The sequence below is a fragment of the Streptomyces sp. NPDC002520 genome (genome assembly GCF_053595235.1).
In genome coordinates this window covers 217859-236608 of record NZ_JBSFXG010000010.1, presented here as the reverse complement: position 1 = coordinate 236608, position 18750 = coordinate 217859, and the positions used below count along the sequence as shown (strand labels likewise).

Genomic DNA, 18750 nt, shown 5'->3' with positions numbered 1-18750 from the left:
CAACGGCAAAGTTGATGATTTCCTCATTACGGCAGTGTTGCTTGGAGGGCACCATGTCCCACATCTCCGTTGACAGGGCCGATCTGCAGACGCCCCACCAAGATCTCCACAGCGAGCTGGGCGCCCTGCGCGGTGAACACCCCGGACGAGCGAGAAACCTCGTCATCAAGGTGGCCGACCTGGCCTGGCTGGAGTTCGAGAAGCCGGACCTGGACCGGGCCGAGGTGTTTGCCCGCGACTTCGGGTTCGCGATCGCCGCCCGCACCGAGGAGGCGCTGTGGCTGCGCGGCACTTTCGCGGGCCCACCCTGCATGGTCATCCGGCGTGGGCATGCGTCCCGCTTCGTCGGGCCAGCGTTCCGCGCGGCCGAACGGGCCGACCTCGACCGGCTGGCCCGGACGACCGGCAGTGACGTCCGTGACATCGACGTACCCGGTGGCGGACAGGCGGTCGCCCTGCTCGACCCTTCCGGCTTCCCGGTCCGGGTCGTGCACTGCGGCGAGCAGCTGCCCGCGCTGCCCGAGCAGCAGCCGCTGATCCTCAACACCGGCGCCGAGCACCGCCGTACGAACACCACCCAGCGACCCCCGCGCGAGCCGTCGCGCATTCAGCGCCTCGGTCATGTGGTGCTGGAGACAAGAGTGTTCGCCCGCACCTTGGACTGGTACCTGGACACCCTGGGGATGATCGTGTCCGATTTCCTGTTTCTGGACGGGCAGCGCCATCGCGGACCGACCATGGCGTTCATCCGTTGTGACCAGGGCAGCTTGGCGGTCGATCACCACACGCTCGCCCTGCACCTCGGGCCGGGCACCGGCTATGTCCACTCCGCCTACCAGGTCACCGACCTCGACTCGATCGCCGCCGGCGGCGAGTACCTCGCCGAGCGCGGATACAAGCGCAGCTGGGGAATCGGCCGGCACATCCAGGGCAGCCAGCTCTTCGACTACTGGCGCGACCCCGACCACTTCATGCTGGAGCACTTCGCCGACGGCGACCTCTTCTCCTGCGACCTCGAGCCCGGGTGGGCGCCGATGTCGGCGAGCGGCCTGGCCCAGTGGGGCCCGCCGGTCACCCGCGACTTCCTGGGCGCCAGCCCCTCCCCCGCCAAGCTGCGCGAGGTCATGACGGCCCTGCGCGGCGACAACGAACTCGACCCCGCACGCCTGCTGGGCCTGATGAAAGCGATGAGCTCATGAGCACCAACGTTCTGCGCACCACCGACGGCTGGTGGGTCGTCCGCGACGAGCGGGCCGTCCGCATCGACACCAAGGCCGTCACCACCGCGGAACTGCTCGCCGACCGGGACGCGGTCCGCGAAGCCGCCGCCTCCACCGACAGCGGCACGCCCGTCGCCGACCTGGTCGCGCTGCCGCCGGTCACCACCCCCTGCCGGGTGGTCGCCCAGATGGTCAACTACCGCAGCCACGCCAAGGATTCGGGTTTCACCGGCGATATCCCGCCCACCTTCTTCCGCAAGGCGTCCGGCTCGGTCAGCGGCCCCCATGACAGGATCGTCCGCCCGTCGCACGTGAAGTTCCTCGACTACGAGGTGGAACTCGGCCTCGTCATGGGCGCACCCCTGCCGGTGGGCACCGTCGTCGAGGAGCAGGACCTGCCACGCTACGTAGCCGGCCTGGTCCTGACCAACGACGTCAGCGCCCGCGACGTCCAGCTGACCAAGACGCAGTTCTACGAGAGCAAGTCCTATCCGACCTTCACGCCGACGGGCCCGTACCTGGCTCTGCTGGAGCCCGAGGACTTCGCCCATCTGCTGGACCTGCGGCTGCGGCTGAACGTCAACGGCGTACCGCGCCAGGACCGCACGCTCGCCGACATGATCGTGCGGCCCGCGCAGGCGCTCACCCTGCTCGCCCGCTTCCAGACCCTCGACCCGGGTGACCTGCTGCTGACCGGTACGCCCGGCGGCACCGCCCTGAAGGCCCCGCCGAAGCCGGTCGAGAAGATCGCCGTCCTGCTGCCGCCCGCGCTGAAGTGGAAGGCGTTCTTCAACGGCCAGGCCAAGAACCCCCTCTACCTGCGCGACGGTGACCTCGTCACCGCCACCATCGCCACGCCAGAGGGGCGGATCGACCTGGGCGAGCAGCGGACCACCGTGGCGGACGCGAGGTGAGCGCCGAGGCCCGGAGGCCGGTGGTCATCATCGGTGCGGGACCCGTCGGAGTCACGGCCGCGCTCCTGCTCGCCCGGCAAGGAATGCCCAGTCTGCTCCTCGAACGCCACCGGGACATCTACCCCCTGCCGCGCGCCGTCGTCGTGGACGACGAGGTCCGGCGGATCCTGCAGAGTGTCGGTGTCCACGAGGAGTTCGCCGCCGTCTCGCGCCCGGCGCCGGGCCTGCGGCTGCTGGACGCCCGGCGCCGCGTGATCGCCGAGTTCCCGCGGTCCCTGCAGGGCCACCACGGCTTCCCGCAGACCAGCATGTTCGACCAGCCGGAGCTGGAGCGTCTGCTGCGCGAAGCTCTGGCGCGCCGCCCGGAGTGTGAGCTGTGGGGCGGGGTGGAGGTCGTGTCCGTCACCCCGCCCACCGACGGTACGGCTCCGGTGCGGGTGACCTTCCGCCGCGACGGAAGCGACGAGGAGGAGCACCTGTGGGCCGATGCGGTCCTGGGCTGCGACGGCGCGGGCAGCGTCACCCGCGAAGCCATCGGCGCCGACTGGGAGGACCTGCACTTCGAGGAGAGCTGGCGGGTCATCGACGTACGCACCAGCCTCCCGGTACGCACCTGGGAAGGAGCCGAGCAGATCTGCTGCCCCACCCGGCCGGCCACCTTCATGCGAGTCGGCGAGGACCGCTACCGATGGGAGTTCCGGCTGGCCGACGGCGAGTCCCTGGACGGCCCGGAAGGGCTGAAGCAGTTGCACGAGCTGGTCGCCCCCTGGGTCGACATGCCGCCCGCTGGCCACGGGGGCGACGACTTCGAGGTGATCCGGCAGGCGCGGTACACCTTCCGGGCCCGCCTCGCCGACCGCTGGCGCCAGGGGCGCGTATTCCTGCTGGGCGACGCCGCCCACCTCACCCCGCCCTTCATCGGGCAGGGCCTCTGCGCGGGCCTGCGCGACGCCCGAAACCTCACCTGGAAACTCGCCCGCGCCCTTCAGCAGGGTGCGGACGACCGACTGCTGGACACCTACCAGCAGGAGCGCAAGCCGCACGCCCGTCACGTGATCCGTGTCGCGGTCGCGGTCGGCTGGGCCATGACCGGCGGCCAGGACCGCGGTGCGGCCATCCGCCGGGCCGTGGTGGGCGCGGCCTGCCGCATCCCCGGCGTGACAGCGGCGGTGAGCCGTGACCTCAGTCCCGCACTGACCGCAAATCCGCTGGTACGACGCCGCCCCCGGCTGACCGGCCGATCACTGGCCGGCACCTTCTGCCCACAACCCCGGGTGCTGTACCACGGTAGGCGCGAGCGCCTCGACGACATCCTCGGCAACTCATTCGCCGTACTGACCGCCGTGCCGCCCACGGCACGGATGACGGGCATGGCCACGGCCCTGGGCGCATCCGTGATCCATGTCGACGACCTGGACGACGACGGCACCCTGGCCTCCTGGCTCGCGCGCGGCCGGGCGGACGCCGTCCTGCTGCGCCCCGACCGCGTCGTACTGGACACCGTCCCCACCGGCACCAGCGACTTCACCGACGCCGCCGCCTGGGCTCCCCTGCTGCACACGGCCCGCCGCACCGCCGAAGCCCGGCCCGCACCCTGACGAGGAACACCACACCATGACCACCCCGCACTCCACGCCTTGTCCGGAGCCCTTCCTGCCGCCCGACCCGAAGACGGCCGCCGGCAGCCGCATCGCGGACTTCGCCCGCTGGGCCGCCCGGCACGCAGGCGCCGAAGGCATCCAGGCCCCCACCGAGTACCAGGCCCTGCACCACTGGTCCGTCACCGACCTGGAAGGATTCTGGGCCGCGGTGTGGGAGTACTTCGACATCGACGCCACCACTCCGTACGAGCGGGTGCTCGCCGAGGAGACCATGCCCGGCGCCAACTGGTTCCCCGGCGCCACCCTCAACTACGCCCACCATGCACTGCGCAACCTGCACCCGGACGCCCCCGCGATCACCGCACTGGACGAGACCGGAGCCGCCTACGAGATCACGGGCCGGCAGCTCCGCGCCCAGGTCTCCTCCGTCGCAGCCACCCTGCGCGACCTCGGCGTCGGACAGGGCGACCGGGTGGTCGGCTACCTGCCCAACACCCCGCACGCCGTCATCGCCTTCCTCGCCACCGCAAGCCTGGGCGCCGTGTGGTCGGTGTGCGGCCAGGACTACGCCCCCAAGGCCGCAGCCGACCGCTTCGCCCAACTCGCACCCACGGTGCTCATCACCGCGGACGGCTACCTCTTCAACGGCACCCGCCACGACCGCCGCGCAGCCTCCCTCGACCTGGCCGCCGCCCTGCCCACGCTCAAGGCCACGGTCCTCGTGGATCACCTGGGCCTCGCGTGGCCCGCGACCCGGGCCGCGAGGCTGACGGTTCCCTGGGAGGACGCGGCCGGCCGCACCGAGTACCTCGCCATCGCCCCGGTTCCGTTCGACCACCCGCTGTGGATCGTCTTCTCCTCCGGCACCACCGGCCTGCCCAAGGGCATCGTCCACGGTCACGGAGGCGTCCTGCTGGAACACCTCAAGACCCTCGGCCTGCACTGCGACCTGGGCGTCGGTGACCGCCTGCTGTGGTACACCACCACCCACTGGATGATGTGGAACCTGGTCGCCTCCACCCTGCTGACCGGTGCCGCCACCTGCACCTACGACGGCAGCCCCGCACCGGTGGCGCGCCCGGTCATCCTGTGGGAACTGGCGGCCCGTCACAAGGTCACCGTCTTCGGCACCAGCCCCCAGTACCTGCTGGCCATGGCCAAGCTAGGCATCGAACCCACCGCGCACGACCTGTCGGCGATCCGCGCCATCGGCTGCACCGGCTCCGCCCTGCCCGCCTCCGCCTACCCCTGGGTCCGCGACCACGTCGGCGCCGACATCCAGCTGGCCTCCACCAGCGGCGGCACGGACGTCGTCTCCGGCTTCGCCGGCAGCGCCCCCACCACCCCCATCTGGGCGGGTGAACTGTCGGCCCCCAACCTCGGCGTGGCGCTCGCGGCGTACGACGACGCGGGACGGCCGGTCACCGACCAGGTCGGCGAACTGGTCGTCACCCGGCCCATGCCGTCGATGCCGCTGTACTTCTGGAACGACCCCGACGGCAGCCGCTACCGCGACGCCTACTTCAGCGCCTACCCGGGCATATGGCGGCACGGCGACTGGATCACCCTCACCTCCCACGGCTCGGTAATCGTCCACGGCCGCTCCGACGCCACCCTCAACCGCAACGGCGTACGCCTGGGCAGCGCCGACATCCACGACATCGTCGAACGCCTCCCTGAGATCGCCGAGGCCCTCGTCATCGGTGCGGAGGAACCCGACGGCGCTTACTGGATGCCGCTCTTCGTGGTCCTCGCCGACGGGGTCGGTCTGGACGAGTCCCTGTGCGAAAAGATCCGCGACGCGATCCGCACCGGCGCCTCACCCCGCCATGTCCCCGACGAGATCCTCGCCGTGCCGGCCATCCCGCACACGAAGACCGGCAAGAAGCTCGAGGTCCCGGTCAAGCGCCTCCTCCAGGGCGCCCGCGCCGAGCAGGTCCTCAACCCCTCCGCGGTCGACAACCCCGTCCTGATCGCCTACTTCGCCGGCCTGGGCGCTGAACGTCGCCAGGCCCGCCGCCCGCACACCCCCGAAGGCGTCTCGTGATCCTCTCCGCCTCGCTGACCTGTCTCATCGCGTTGAACTTCGCCCTGCTGGGCACGGCCAAGATTCTGGCCCTGGGTCCGATGCCCGAGCTGGCCGCCCACGCCGGCTTCACCACCGCTGCCTACCGGCTCATCGGCGGCCTGGAGCTGGCGGGCGCCCTCGGCGTGGCCCTCGGCCCGGTCGTACCGCTGTGCGGCGGCCTGGCCGGTATCGGACTGCTGATGCTGCTCGCCGGTGCCGTGACCACGCACGTACGCAAGGGCGACGGGCTGGCCAAATTCCTCCCCGCGGTGACATGCGCTGCTGCGGTCGCCTGGTATCTCGTGCTGCTTGCCGGTGGCGGCTCGTGACGGTGGCCGAGGACTTCAGCGGCCACCTGCGATACGCAGACGATCCTCCTTGCCGGCTGCTGCGCGCTGGCGGCGGAGGCCCTGAGCCCTGTTAGCGAGCCCACGCCGGGGCTGGCAGACTGAATCTGTGGCCCTGCTGATGGCCGCGACCGATCTGGCCGCGTCCTCATCACTCACAGGCGCCGGTGTGGTGTCGGTCTGCGCATTGCTCTTCACCGTCGGCCACCGCAAGGGGTGGCGCCGCCTGCTGACGTTCACCCTGCGGGCCGCCAACATCACCGATCCGGACCGCTACACCGTCTACAACAACACACCGGTCGAACTGACCAAGGAAGATCAGAAGAGGGCGGATGCAGCACTCCTTGAGCTGTTGAACGAGCAGGGGGACCTCGGCACGAGCCGCTAGTACGACCGGTCGGCGGCGATGAGGGGTCAGCTCAGCGAGGCCGGGTCCTGACACGTCGACGGCCTCCAGCGTCGCCGCCATCCCCGCAGCCGTCAGCAGCCCGGGGATACCTACTGCGCCCACCACCCACGACCGCGGTCCTTCCACCAATCCCTCCGGGTAGAAGCTGCCACGCTGAGCGTCAACAGCGATCCGTCGCGGGATGAACGTCGACTGCACCGCCGCGACCAGGTGACGGCCTCGGTCGCGACGATCAGGATTCGGCCGGCGCTCGGCGTACTCAAGTCAGGCTGAGGTCTTCGGCTGCGCCCCGCCCTCGGTACGCAGTTGCTCGTTGATGCGCTGGGCTTCTTCGAGTTGGTCTTCGAGAACGACGATGCGGCAGGCGGCCTCTATGGGCGTGCCTGCGTCGACGAGTTCGCGGGCGCGGGCCGCGATGCGCAACTGGTAGCGGGAGTAGCGGCGGTGGCCGCCTTCGGAGCGCAGCGGTGTGATCAGGCGGTGCTCGCCGAGGGCGCGGAGGAAGGCGGGGGTGGTGCCGAGCATCTCGGCGGCCCGGCCCATGGTGTAGGCGGGGTAATCGTCATCGTCGAGATTGTCGACAGGACGGGGACCGGCAGGGGGCATAGACCTCTTCTTTCGCGGACGCGTCGGGGGGCCCGGATGCCTTACCGGCACCCGGGCCCCGAGCTTTCAACACCATCTACCGGCACACCGTGCCGGCCTTGTTCGTCCGCAGGGGCCGCCTGGGAGGGCGAGGCTGCGGGGATCGCGAATGCGTGACCGGGGACCACCTTCCAATCCGGGGCCTGCGGTACCCGGGCGGACTGCTTCCTCGCCCGGGCGATCCTGATGGCGTTCGGCTCCTTACCTTCGATTACTCGGTTGTACTGCTGGATACCGCGGGTACTGCTCACGACCTCTCGGGGGTCGTGTCCTTCTTGACCTGCTCGCACGGCAGTTCATGTCTGCCGTACTCACTTCGACTTCCTGGGTACGACACGACAGTAACCCCACGACGAGCCAATGTCTACTCTCGCCACAACAAATTTTCTTCAGGGTGGATGTGTGCACCCCTACTGCCTGCACACCCAGAAGAGTGCTGCCCCGGGTACGTGGCGGCGCGAATGACATCGCCCTGAACAGCAGCACACCAGCCCACCCGGGTCCGGGTGCTGTGCGGCGGGGACGCCACGCCGCACAGCACCCTCCCCGACGCCCGGAGCATCACCGGGCATCCGGGGCGTACCCCCTGAAGGGGATCGGCGTTCTCCGCCGGATGGCACCCACCGTCAGCCGCCGCGCGTCACCCCTGCCAAGGCCCGAGTCGGCCATGGGCGGCGGCGCCGACTCCTGCTGGAACAGCGCCGGCCGCCGACGCCAGGCCGCACACTGCAACCAGATTCTGCACTCGCCTCGTGCCTTCCGCTGACTGCGCCGTCGATGGTGTAGGACGGCAAAGCCGGCCCGGACATCTCTGGCGAAGTCGGAGTCGGCGTCCAGGTCTGCCATTGTCCGAAGGTGACGCTGCCATGAGCATTGATGTCCTCGCCGCCGGTGTGGGCGCTGGGTGGTTGGCTGCCGACGAGTACGTGTCGTTAGTCGCGCGAGCCATGGCTGATCGCGGGTTCTGCACGCTGCCGGAGTTCTTCGACTTCCGACCGTGCGATAACGGCAGCACGGAACGGGACGCGTCGACGACGACTTGAGGGCAGCCAACACCGGTACCGGCAAGGGAAGATCCCGTTACCCTGCAAAGGACTTGGTGTCCTTCTCCACCACGTACCGATTTCCCATCATCGTCCGCGTGTTGGCTATCGAGATCGTGGCGAGCTCCAAGTCGACGTCCTCCCACCGGAGTCCGCAGACTTCAGCCGGACGACGACCCACAAGGGACAACAAGAGGGGAGCACGGAGCCGTTCTCCCCTGGCACCGTGAATAAACCGCACTCACACCAGCCCCGCGACCAGCAACTTCAGGGTGAAACACGCTGAAGTTGCTCTCTTCCGGATCCGGTTGCGCCACGTCGGGTGCCGGCGGATGCGTATGAAGTGGGAGAGCACGGCGCCCATGGGTTCCGCGTCTCGGGCGGCGTGAAGCAGGTCCGCCGAGCTGCTGACCAGCGTCAGTCCTGCTTGTACCCGCTCTCCAGCCGAATCGTCGAATCGCCCAGGACCGTCTGCGCGATTGAGGACAACGCGAACAGCAACTGGTCCGCGTCGACCGAATGGACCACGCTGTGGACGTCGCGCATGCTCGTCACCAGGCCCAGAGAGCGCAGCAGCGATGTGTGGTAGTGGATGGTGGCGCCGGTCAGGCCGAGGGTCTTGGCCAGCGTCTGCCCCGTCGCCGGTTCCCTGGCGATGTGGTGCAGGATCGCCAGCCTCTGCTCGCTTCCCAATGCGTGGGCGATGGCAGCGAGGTCTGCCGTCCCGCGCTGCTCGTGCCGGTTGCGAAGCGGCCCGAACACCACCAGCATCCGGCCATCGGGGAGGAGCCGTGTGATGACGAGGGACGCCAGCGCTTCGGTCGGGACGAGGACGACGCGCTGCGTCTCGTCCTTGAGTGTCCACCCGCCGGTGAGCTCGAGCAGCGCCCGCCTACGACCGGCGCTCGCGAGCAAGCCGTTGATTGCGTCGATGCGGTCGCGCAGTCGGCCGCCGACGGCTGCCTCCTCACCGAACGCCGCGGCACCGAACGTCAGGACGGCCTCGAGTTCCGCCCTCGCCCGGCTCGGGTCGGCCAGGAGGTACTCGACGTCCTTGCGCATATAGGAGTTGCGGCGCGCGACCTTGCGCGCGGTGGTGTCCCGCTGAGCGGGGTCGCGCAGTGCAGAGGCGACGAGTTCGTGCGTCGCCTTCTGATCCGCGGGCTCGAGGGTCGTCGAGGCCAGCAGCTCGGTCACCAGGTCTTCCGGAGCCAACCCGCCGACCCCGTCGGTCAGCGCTTGCGCGCTGTTCCATCCCCGATTGATGGCGAGCATCGCCAAGCTCATACCGACGGCGAAGTCGGCACCGAAGTAGCGCTGCAGGTGCTGCTGCATCGCTGCGTCGCCGACGGTCACGTAGGCCCGTGCATCGGCCGGAACCTGCTCGAAGTCGCCCTTGGTGGCGTGAGCGCCAGCGTACAGTCGCGCGATCAGCTCGACGGCCGTGTTGACGGTGACAACGGTCGTGGAATCCTGCTCCATACGGCTCCCCCGATTAGATATCTCTCTGAAGATCCAGTATGCACGCTGATTCTGAGCCCAGGTTTCGCTGTTCTCAGCGGCAGAGCGCCCGATGCCGTACCGGCAGACCCGCTGTCGACCGGGATGCACGACGTGAGACGCCTCAACGACGGACGGGGCGGCCACCGCGGCTCGCCGCCCTGTCCCGTGCTCAGGCCGCGTTGACGGCGGGTTCGACGAGGTCGTCTGCGTCGAGGCCGTACGAGGTGAAGATCTTCTCCAGTGTGCCGTCGGTGTAGAGATGCTTCACCGCGGCGAGCATTGCTTCGGTGAGCGGGGAGTCCTTGGGCAGTGCGAGGCCGCTCAGGTCGAACTTGCCCTTCAGGTTGGGGAAGAGCGGGCCGTTGACCTCGTACTTGCCGTGCGATTCCTTGGCCAGGTAGCCGGCGGTACTACCGGCGAGCACGGTCTCGACCCGACCGCTGGTGAGGGCGACAAGCGCGTCCGACTGGGATCCGTAGATCTTCACGTCGACCGGCTTCTTGCCGACGGCTTCGCAGTGCGGCGCGAGGCCCTGCAGCAGGGAGACGGTGTCGCTGCCCTTCTCTGCCCCGGCCGAATGCTCGCAGACCGACGTCAGCTCCTTGATCTTCACTGTGCTGCTCGGCGCTGTGACGAATACACCGCCGTTCTGCATGAAGTCGATGAAGTCGACGACCTTGCGCCGGTCGGGCAGGTCAGTGATCGCGTTGAACCCGGCGTCGTACCGGTCGGCCTGGAGGCCGGGGATGAAGGCGTCGAAGCCGGCATTGACCACGCGGACATCGACGCCGAGCAGCGGTTCCAGCGCCTTCGCCATGTCGACGTCAATTCCGGCGAAGGTCTTGCCGTCCTTCTCCAGGAGTCCGAAGGGCGGGTAGGTCACGTCGGTCACGACCGTGATGTAGCCCCGGTGCTTGATCTCCTGCGGGACCAGCTTCGCGATGTCGGCATTCGCGGACATCGTCACGCTGGGAGTGCCCGCGGCCGGCGCGGGCGAGTCCGCCTCGCCGATACCGCACGCCGAGAGCAGTGCTGCAGAGGTGAGAGCGGCTGCCAGGCCGGCCAGTCGTGAGGTGCTCATTGTCCTTCTTCTTTCGTGTTGGGATTGGCATCCGGGGTGTCGAGTGCGGACAGGATGGTGAAGGCACTGGTCAGCGGCGTGTCGTGGCGACCCGCGGACGCCGCCCCGTCGAAGTCGAAGTCCGGGCTGTGCACATCCGCGGTCAAGCCGCGCGTCTCGTTGGCGCCGCCGACGAAGAAGTAGTAGCCGGGTACGTCCAGCAAGATCTCTGACATGTCGTCGGCTCCCCCGATGACCATGTCGGCGCTCACGTCGGCTTCTCCGACGATCTTTCGAGCGGCATCGGTGACCAGGCCCAGGCCGGCGATGACCGGGTCGTTGGTGCCGGCCGGACAGGTGTCGTCCTTGAAGCCGACGGCGGCGGTGCCGCCGTGCGCGGAGGCAACGCCCGCCGCGATCTCCGACACGCGTCGGTGGATGACATCGAGGTCCTGGTCGGTACAGGTGCCGACCGTTCCTCGAAGGTCGACGCCGGCCGGGATCGCACGCAGCGCCCCGGCGACGAGCGAGGCTGTACGGTGCTCCTTTCCGGAGGGCTCGGGATGCCTGTATCGATCGCTGCGGGCGGCGATCATGCGATCGACGAGGTCGGAGATCAGGACGGCCATCTGGATTCCCTTCGGAAGAGGAAGGCCCGCGACGACGAGATTAGAAATATCTCTAATCTCTATTCAAGAGGTCGGCTGTGACCATTTCGCACGATGTGATGACGTTCGTGTTACGCGGACTCCGTGGTGGACGCCGCTCCCCCGATCCGGTCGAGGTTGCGCAGGAAACGCTGGGTGCGAGGGTTGGCCGGACTCGCGATCACCTGGTCGGCCGTCCCGCGCTCCACAATGACGCCCTGGTCCATGAAGATCACGGTGTCCGCAACGTCCGCGGCGAAGCCCATCTCGTGGGTCGCGATGATCATCGTCATGCCTTCGGCCGCCAGGGCGCGCATGACGTCGAGGACCTCGCCGACGAGTTCGGGGTCGAGCGCGGAGGTCGGCTCATCGAACAGCATCAGCTTCGGGCGCATGGCGAGCGCCCGGGCGATGGCCACGCGTTGCTGCTCGCCGCCCGACAACTGCTTGGGGTACCGGTCGGCCTTGCTGCCCAGACCGACTCGGCGCAGCAACTCCGTCGCGTGTTCCCGGGCCGCACTCTTCGACTCACGCTTCACCTGGACCGGACCCTCGATCACGTTCTGGAGCGCTGTCATGTGCGGGAACAGGTTGAATGCCTGGAACACCATGCCGATTTCCGAGCGCATCCGGCAGGCAACCCGTTCCCGCTGCTCATACAGGTGAGTGCCTGCTTTCCGGTATCCGACGAACGCGCCATCGACCTTGAACCACCCGCTTGTCGGCGCCTCCAGGTGGTTGACGCAGCGCAGCAGCGTGCTCTTTCCGGAACCGGAGGGACCGATCAGGCACACCACCTCCCCCTGCTCGACGGTGAACGAGATGTCCTTGAGCACCTCGATGTGCGCGAAGTTCTTTCGGACGCGGTGCGCGACGAGCATGGGGCCGCGGCTCTCCGGCGATGTCATGAGGGAGCACCTTCCGAGGTGGTGGGCCGTGGAGCGTGGGACCGGGTGAGTGACGTCCCGATGATCTGGAACAGGCTGCGGGGTGCATCACGGCCGGACCCGCGCCCGTAGCGCCGCTCCAGATAGAACTGGCCGACCGACATGATCGTGGTGATGACCATGTACCAGATCGAGACCACGACGAGCAGGGGGATCGTCTCCAGGTTCTGGGCGTAGATGACCTGCGCGGAGAACAGCAGTTCCGGTACAGCGATGACGCTCACCAGCGAGGTGCTCTTGAGCAGGCCGATCACTTCGTTACCGGTCGGCGGGATGATCGTCCGCATGGCCTGCGGGAACACCACCCGGCGCAGCACCCGCATCGGCCGCATCCCGAGGGATTTCGCCGCCTCGACCTGGCCCTTGTCGACGCCGATGATGCCCGCCCGGATGATCTCGGACATGTAGGCGGCCTCGTTGAGCCCCAACGCCAGCAGCCCGGCGGCGATCGGGGTGATCAGCGTGTTGACATCGCCCTGGTAGAGCGTCCCGATTCCCGGGATGCCCAGGGACACCGTGGGGTAGAGCGCCGCGAGGTTGTACCAGAAGATCACTTGGACGAGCAGCGGCGTACCGCGGAAGAACAGGGCGAAGAGCCACGCCGGCACCGAGAGCACACGGATCGGTGACAGCCGCATGACCGCGATGACCGCCCCCAGCCCGAGGCCGATCAGGGTCGAGTACAGCGTCAGCAGCAGTGTGCTTCGCAGACCGGCGAGAATGACCGGATTGAAGAGGTGATCAGCGACCACCCCCCATCCGAACCGCTCGTTCGTCGCCACCGAGATCAGCACGTAGACGCCGAGCAGGACGACGACGGCCGAGGCGAACTGCCGGCCCCGGTGACGCCGTTGCCGAACGATCAGGCCGGCGTCCCCCGGCCACGCGCCGGGCAGTGTGCCGGGGCCGCCCGGCTCCTGGATTCTGGTCGTGGGCATGGACATCCTCCCAGCAAGGGCCTGCTCCGCAGACCGGTTCGACAAGGGTCGGGTGGATTTCTCGCAGACCTGTCAGACATCACACGGATTTGTCCCGGACGGCCCGCTCGCCACCGTCGGGTCCGCCACTTCGCTGATCTTCTCGGTCAGCAGGCCGGTCACACGACGCGCGAGGTCGTAGGGGCTCCTGCCGGGGTACCGGTCTGCTACGCACCGTGCCACCAGCGCCTGGAGTCCACGGTGTCGAACGGCGCCGTCATCGCCGAACCGCCGGAGCCGACTCGAGGACGCGTTCCATGCGGTCGAGGAAGTCGTGCAGTTGCGCGTCGGGGGTGGCGAGGTTGATCCGGACGAAGCCGGAACCAGCCGCGCCGTGATCGGCGCCGGGCGTCACCGCGACACCTGCCTCCTCCCGCAGCCACGTGTGCGGTGACTCGAGGCCGAGCCCGCGGAGATCCGCCCAGCCCAGGTAGGTCGCGGCCGGCGCATGGATCAGCTCGCCGTAGCCGAGGCCGTTCAGGCCGGAGACGACGAGGTCGCGCTTGCCCTCCAGGAGGGCGAGTGCGGCGTCCAGCCAGGGTTGGCCGCCCTCGAAGGCGGCGATCGTCGCGCTGATGCCCAGCGGGGAGATGCCGCCCTTCGCGCCGATGGGCAGCGCGTGCCAGATCTTGAGGTCGTGGACGTTGGTGAACGCGATGACCGCGCACCGCAGACCGGGGATGTTCCAGGTCTTGCTGGCGCTGGTCACCGTGATCGCGGTGGCGGCCGCCGCAGGCGACACCGAGGCGTAGCTGACATACTCCACACCTGGATAGGAGAGGGGGGCGTGTACCTCGTCACTGATCACCCGTACGTCGTAGGCGCCCGCGAGGTCGGCCAGCCGGATCAGCTCATCTCGGCTGTGCACGGTGCCCGTCGGATTGCTGGGGTTGCACAGCAGCAGCGTCGACGCTCCCGCGCGAAACGCGTCCTCAATCGCGTCGATGTCGAGCCGGTAACCCTCCGCGGTCTCAGCCAGCGGAACCTCGATCGCGGTACGCCGCGTGATCCAGAGCGTCTCGAAGAACGCGCTGTAGGTCGGGGTTACCACCACGACCGGGGCGTCACGACGGGTGAAGCGGTCGAGAGCCAGCTCCTGCCCTTTCAACACGTCGGAGACCATGAAGACATGGTCCGTGGGGATGCTCAGCCCACGTTGCCGCAGCCAGTGGGCGGTGACGGCCTGGAACCGGGTGTACTCCTCGGTCAGCGGATAGCCGAACGCCTGCCGTTCGACGGCATCCCGGACCGCCACCATGATCGGCTCGGCGATCGGGAAGTCCATCTCCGCGACGGTCAGGTCGAGAACGCCGGCCGGTGAGCGCGACCAGCGCTTCAGACCTCGGTTACGGGAGTCGTCGACTGTCCAGGACTGGAGCGCGGCGAGGAGTGCGGCGTCGGGCATCAAACTCTCCTGAATCTTCCCTGCCGAGCAGGGTGGGGTGGCGAGTGAGCAGGGCACACCGACGGCACCGCTTTCGTGCCGGAGGCAATGAGGCACTTCTTACCGACGGGAAACCGATGCCCCGGCTACTGGGCTCGGCGGTGCTTGCGTTGCACCGCCGACTTGACGCAGTCTTGGCAGCGCGTCGAGCAGAGCTGCCGTTTCCGGTTGTGGGTGGTGTCGTGGAGGACTCGGTCCCGCCGTGACACGGCGGGCCTTCGATCTGATGCAGCCGACGACGGCGAGGAAGATTGCCGTAGCGCGGCGAGGTCGGTCGACCAGAGGTGGACCCTGGTCGTCCGGCGGTGCGGCATGCGGGTGGCGGGTTACCGCCCGGCCCCCGTTGATCCATCCGCGTCGGCGTTGCCCGACGCGAAGGAGTCGCTCATATCGGACATCGTTGTGTGTCTGATCTCCGTGGGACCCTCCTGCCCAGGTTGGCCGACGAGAGCCTTCCGGCTCCCAGGTCGCGATGATGTCTCTTCAGCCAGTGACTCGACCCGTACTGAGAGCTGACCTGCCCACAGGAGATTAGAAGAACTTCTAATCTTCCGCAAGGGTCCGATTCCTGCCGGTGTTGTGACGTCTTGACTGCCGTGGTTCTCGCAGACCCTGCGATGAGGCCGCAGGCCGGATCAGCGCCTGCGGCGAGGCCATCCCGTACCTGTGCGGCATGCCGGTTCAGGGCCACGCCCACCGTGCACGCGTCGACCATCCTCTGCCCTCACTCAGGCACACGCCCGTGGCGCGGTGGACGATCGCGATTTCGGTCGTGCTCGCCGCGTGGGTTTTCGCTCTGTCGGTCTTTCGTGGTTCGTCGCAAGGATGCCCGCCGTACGGGCCGGGGTGGGACAGGTCGCCGCGGACGGGGCCGGAGGTTCGGGTCGGGAAGAGTCGGTTCAGCGTGCGGAGATGCCCGATCGGGTCGGCGCAGTCGTGCCGACGTCTCGTCTTGTGAGTGGGCGTAGTCGGCGCGAACCGCGGAGAGGGTGCGGACGTGGCCGAGATCGAACTGAGCGTGGACAACGGAGTCTTTTCATCTTGATTTCTGCAGGTCACTGGCTCTGGCGTGAGCTGCGGGTGGGTTCCTCAAGACGGTTGGCGGCATGATCGCCTCAGGGTGATCGCATGTCACCGGACGACCTCGGTGTTCGTCAGCACCAGCAACGCCCGCGGCAGCAGGGTCGCGTGATGGGATCCACGGGAACCACCCCGTGACAGACGATCACCTGCTGGCGATCTGACCTGCGACCAGCACGAGAACCTCACCCACTACTTCACACCAGCCCCATGACCAGCGAATTCAGGTTGGAAATAGCCCACTCGGGCCTGCCCGGCGAAGTCGAGGGCGGCGGTGGGCTCGTCGGCCAGCAGCACCCCGGCCCCGGCGGCGACACAGCCGACCGCGCGGGCCAGATACATGCGCTGCAACTGGCCCCCGGACAGCGTGTGCAGCGGACGGCCGGTCAGCGGTCCGACGCCGAGCTTGTCCACCGCCTCCTCCGCTTCGCGGGGGCCCCGGTGCTCGCCAGCAACTCGCGTCCCAGCAGCGGGAAGCGGCCCACGGCGGGCTTCTGCGGAATCCAGGCGCACGCCCGGCGGCGCCACGCCCACTCAGCCGCCGTGCCGGTGCCCCGGCCGCCGACCAAGATCTGCCCGTCGGCCTGGCGGTGCAGGCCCAGCATTGCGCGTATCAGCGTGGTCTTGCCTGACCCGTTGGTACCGGTCAGAGCCACCCGCGCGCCCGCCTCGATGTCGAGATCGACGTCGCGCACGGCCCCGACCCGGCCGTGCCGACAGGCGACCTGGCGCATCCGTACATCCAGACCGTCCATCCCACCTTCTGTCCGTTCTCGCAGAGGAGTCGGAAGGTGCGGACGGTGAGTTCCCCGCCGACAGTCGCTTTCTTTGCGGCGGGGGCGGAGTGCCCCGCCGACGGGTCACGGTCGGCGGGGCAGGCGCTCTACTCGGCTCGAATCGGCTCTACTCGGCCCGGGATCCTGCGGAGCGGCTACGCATGACGGCGAACACCGCCGCCGCGAGCCCCAGGACGCCCACGATCAGTCCGGCGATGCCGAGCCCGCGGGCGGTGGAGTCGCTGTTCGACGCGGCCGGCTTGGCGCTCTCTGCGCTCTTCGAGGTCTCGGCCGGCGTGGAGGCCGAGGCGCTGCTGCCTTCCTCCGCGCCCTTGGCGGTGAGCTTGAGCACAGGTGCCGGGTTCTCGGGCTCGTCGCCGCCGGACGCCTCTTCGATCCAGCGCACGGTCTTGCCGTCGGAGTAGGTCTGGAGGGCCTTGAAGGTCAGCTGGTCGGTGTCGTCGGGGAGCTGGCCGAAGGCGACGTTGAAGTCCTCGTAGTGGCCGGGGTCGATCTTCCCGCCGGTCCAGGTGATCTCGGAGACGGCGTCGGTGATGGTGCCGTCGTCGGTCTTGATCGGCGTCTTCAGCTTGGTGTCGGTGACCTTGGCGGTCCAGCCGTCCTGCGGGGAGACCAGCACACCGAGGACGGGGTGGTCGGTGGGCAGGAAGACCTGGACCTTGGTGGTGCTCGCTCCGTCCTCCTCGTTGGGGACGCGGAAGGTGAGGACACCGTCCGTGGCGCCCTTGGCGTAGCTGTCGGGGTGAACGGTGACGTGCGCGGAGGCGACACCGGCGGCGGTAAGGATGCCGGCGGCGGCGAGGGCGGCGACGACGCCGGCCCGGCGCAGGGTGGTGGTACAAGTCGTGGACATGGGTGCGTGGGGTCTCCGTACTCGGGAGGAATGTCGGGGGTCAGAACGCGTACGACATCCCCGCCGGCGGCCCACGCCGGTGTACCGCGTGTCGCAGGAGTGCCTGCCGCAGGGGGCTCACCGCACCGGCAGCCCGCAGTGCGGGGATCGGCGCGCGCGGTTCGCCGTGAACTCCGCTCACCACCTGCCACCAGGCGACAAGCCCCGGCACGAACGCGACCGCCCGCCGCAGCACCGACCACAACGCGGCCTCACCGCGCCGCAGCCACCACGTCAGCAGAGCGGTCGCCCCGACATGGGCGGCGGTGGCGTGCGGTGTCAGCGCATGAGAATGGCTCATCGGCATGCCGTGCATCGCCCGCATGCCCTGCATGGCCATCGCGGCATGAGGGCGGGCGGCGTCAAAAGCAAGGTGCAGGCCGGCCTGGGTGACCAGCGTCCCGCCACCGATGCCGGCCAGCGAGCGTTCCCGCCCGCCCAACAGACAGCCGGCCACGAAGACCGGCACGAACCCGGCGACCTGCATCCACACCGGCGGCGTCACGCCCATGGCCAGGGCATGTGCACCGGCGGCGAGCAGCACGCACAGCACGGCGAACACCGCCGCGCGCAGACTCCGTACCGCCAGGGACACACTCACGTTCCCCGATGCTGCCATGCCGTTAAGGGATCTTTCCCCCGGCCTGCGCACGCGCACCACCGCCCACGTCCCACCCCGTCAAGCCTGCTCCCTCCTTACGGGTCGGACACGGGCACCGTTCAGTTCCCGGCACCTACGACCACGTGGAAGCAACGGGAGCACGCGATGGAGCACGAGCGCCCCTCTCCCACGCCCACGCCCACGCCCCCGCGCGTCCGGCCGAGGCGCGCGTGCGCCCCGCTCGCACCGGGTATCCCCCGAGCATTCCTCCGCGACCGCCGGTCGGCAGACACCGACGCGCCGCAGACCCGCACCACAGAGGTGGAGAGGCATGACCGACATCAGTGAACTGGAACCAGTGGCGACCTTCTGCGGAGCATGCGACTGCGGTTGTCCCCAGCTCTTCGTCGACCCAAGCGCCCCGGCCGAGCGCCGGATCGTGCTGACCGACGACTTCGGCCAGCACGTCCAGATGAGCGCCGACCAGTTCTCCCACCTGGTCGACGACGCCAAGGCGGGCAAGCTGGACGGCATCGCCCTGCCTTGAGACGGCGG

General features: G+C 68.8%; 17 protein-coding genes and 1 pseudogene. 8 read left to right on the top strand and 10 right to left on the bottom strand.

From position 1 onward, the window contains the following. The first annotated feature begins 53 nt into the window (after positions 1-53). From ACWD5D_RS17385 to ACWD5D_RS17360, 6 genes are all read left to right on the top strand, one after another. Positions 54-1199 carry a VOC family protein gene (locus ACWD5D_RS17385; RefSeq protein ID WP_451373546.1) on the top strand — a complete coding sequence of 382 codons (1146 nt, stop codon included), beginning with the start codon at positions 54-56 and terminating at the stop codon, positions 1197-1199. Further along, positions 1196-2134 carry a fumarylacetoacetate hydrolase family protein gene (locus ACWD5D_RS17380; RefSeq protein WP_451373545.1) on the top strand — a complete coding sequence of 313 codons (939 nt, stop codon included), beginning with the start codon at positions 1196-1198 and terminating at the stop codon, positions 2132-2134. Before ACWD5D_RS17385 ends, ACWD5D_RS17380 begins: the two co-directional genes overlap by 4 nt. Further along, the gene (mhpA, locus tag ACWD5D_RS17375) at positions 2131-3732 is read left to right on the top strand and encodes a bifunctional 3-(3-hydroxy-phenyl)propionate/3-hydroxycinnamic acid hydroxylase MhpA (protein ID WP_451373544.1); all 1602 of its coding nucleotides are present in this window, start codon (positions 2131-2133) and stop codon (positions 3730-3732) included. Before ACWD5D_RS17380 ends, mhpA begins: the two co-directional genes overlap by 4 nt. Before the next feature lie 16 nt (positions 3733-3748). Continuing rightward, complete coding sequence (locus ACWD5D_RS17370; RefSeq protein WP_451373543.1) at positions 3749-5782, top strand: acetoacetate--CoA ligase; 2034 nt, start codon at positions 3749-3751, stop codon at positions 5780-5782. Next, a complete protein-coding gene (locus tag ACWD5D_RS17365; protein WP_451373542.1) occupies positions 5779-6132 on the top strand; it encodes a DoxX family protein in 354 nt (117 codons plus the stop codon). The genes ACWD5D_RS17370 and ACWD5D_RS17365 overlap by 4 nt, the downstream gene beginning before the upstream one ends. Before the next feature lie 127 nt (positions 6133-6259). Further along, on the top strand, positions 6260-6538 hold the full coding sequence (locus ACWD5D_RS17360) for a hypothetical protein (RefSeq protein ID WP_451373541.1): 279 nt from the start codon (positions 6260-6262) through the stop codon (positions 6536-6538). Positions 6539-6823: 285 nt separating this feature from the next. Here the strand turns inward: ACWD5D_RS17360 and ACWD5D_RS17355 are convergent, their stop codons facing one another. Next, positions 6824-7165, bottom strand: coding sequence for a MerR family transcriptional regulator (locus ACWD5D_RS17355; protein WP_316780919.1), 342 nt, complete (start codon positions 7163-7165; stop codon positions 6824-6826). Positions 7166-8070: 905 nt separating this feature from the next. Here ACWD5D_RS17355 and ACWD5D_RS17350 point away from each other — a divergent pair. Further along, positions 8071-8247: a hypothetical protein gene (locus ACWD5D_RS17350; RefSeq protein WP_451373540.1), complete on the top strand. Its 177-nt coding sequence runs from the start codon at positions 8071-8073 to the stop codon at positions 8245-8247. A gap of 417 nt (positions 8248-8664) precedes the next feature. Here the strand turns inward: ACWD5D_RS17350 and ACWD5D_RS17345 are convergent, their stop codons facing one another. The 9 genes and pseudogenes from ACWD5D_RS17345 to ACWD5D_RS17305 form a co-directional block, all read right to left on the bottom strand. Continuing rightward, the gene (locus tag ACWD5D_RS17345; protein WP_451373539.1) at positions 8665-9729 is read right to left on the bottom strand and encodes an ArsR/SmtB family transcription factor; all 1065 of its coding nucleotides are present in this window, start codon (positions 9727-9729) and stop codon (positions 8665-8667) included. Positions 9730-9919: 190 nt separating this feature from the next. Then, complete coding sequence (locus tag ACWD5D_RS17340; RefSeq protein ID WP_451373538.1) at positions 9920-10831, bottom strand: ABC transporter substrate-binding protein; 912 nt, start codon at positions 10829-10831, stop codon at positions 9920-9922. Beyond that, positions 10828-11439, bottom strand: a complete 612-nt coding sequence (locus tag ACWD5D_RS17335; RefSeq protein WP_451373537.1) for a hypothetical protein — start codon at positions 11437-11439, stop codon at positions 10828-10830. Before ACWD5D_RS17335 ends, ACWD5D_RS17340 begins: the two co-directional genes overlap by 4 nt. Before the next feature lie 110 nt (positions 11440-11549). Continuing rightward, positions 11550-12365 carry an amino acid ABC transporter ATP-binding protein gene (locus ACWD5D_RS17330; protein WP_451373536.1) on the bottom strand — a complete coding sequence of 272 codons (816 nt, stop codon included), beginning with the start codon at positions 12363-12365 and terminating at the stop codon, positions 11550-11552. Continuing rightward, the gene (locus tag ACWD5D_RS17325) at positions 12362-13342 is read right to left on the bottom strand and encodes an amino acid ABC transporter permease (protein ID WP_451373535.1); all 981 of its coding nucleotides are present in this window, start codon (positions 13340-13342) and stop codon (positions 12362-12364) included. Before ACWD5D_RS17325 ends, ACWD5D_RS17330 begins: the two co-directional genes overlap by 4 nt. A gap of 256 nt (positions 13343-13598) precedes the next feature. Further along, on the bottom strand, positions 13599-14786 hold the full coding sequence (locus tag ACWD5D_RS17320; protein WP_451373534.1) for a MalY/PatB family protein: 1188 nt from the start codon (positions 14784-14786) through the stop codon (positions 13599-13601). A 1368-nt stretch (positions 14787-16154) separates the two neighbouring features. Continuing rightward, positions 16155-16660: pseudogene (locus ACWD5D_RS17315) on the bottom strand (ATP-binding cassette domain-containing protein); the annotation flags it as partial. Between the two features lie 148 nt (positions 16661-16808). After that, positions 16809-17555: a YcnI family protein gene (locus ACWD5D_RS17310; RefSeq protein WP_451373533.1), complete on the bottom strand. Its 747-nt coding sequence runs from the start codon at positions 17553-17555 to the stop codon at positions 16809-16811. Between the two features lie 40 nt (positions 17556-17595). Then, positions 17596-18195: a hypothetical protein gene (locus ACWD5D_RS17305; RefSeq protein ID WP_451373532.1), complete on the bottom strand. Its 600-nt coding sequence runs from the start codon at positions 18193-18195 to the stop codon at positions 17596-17598. A 331-nt stretch (positions 18196-18526) separates the two neighbouring features. On the opposite strand from ACWD5D_RS17305, the gene ACWD5D_RS17300 reads away from it, so the two are divergent. Beyond that, the gene (locus tag ACWD5D_RS17300; protein WP_451373531.1) at positions 18527-18742 is read left to right on the top strand and encodes a hypothetical protein; all 216 of its coding nucleotides are present in this window, start codon (positions 18527-18529) and stop codon (positions 18740-18742) included. Positions 18743-18750 lie beyond the last annotated feature (8 nt).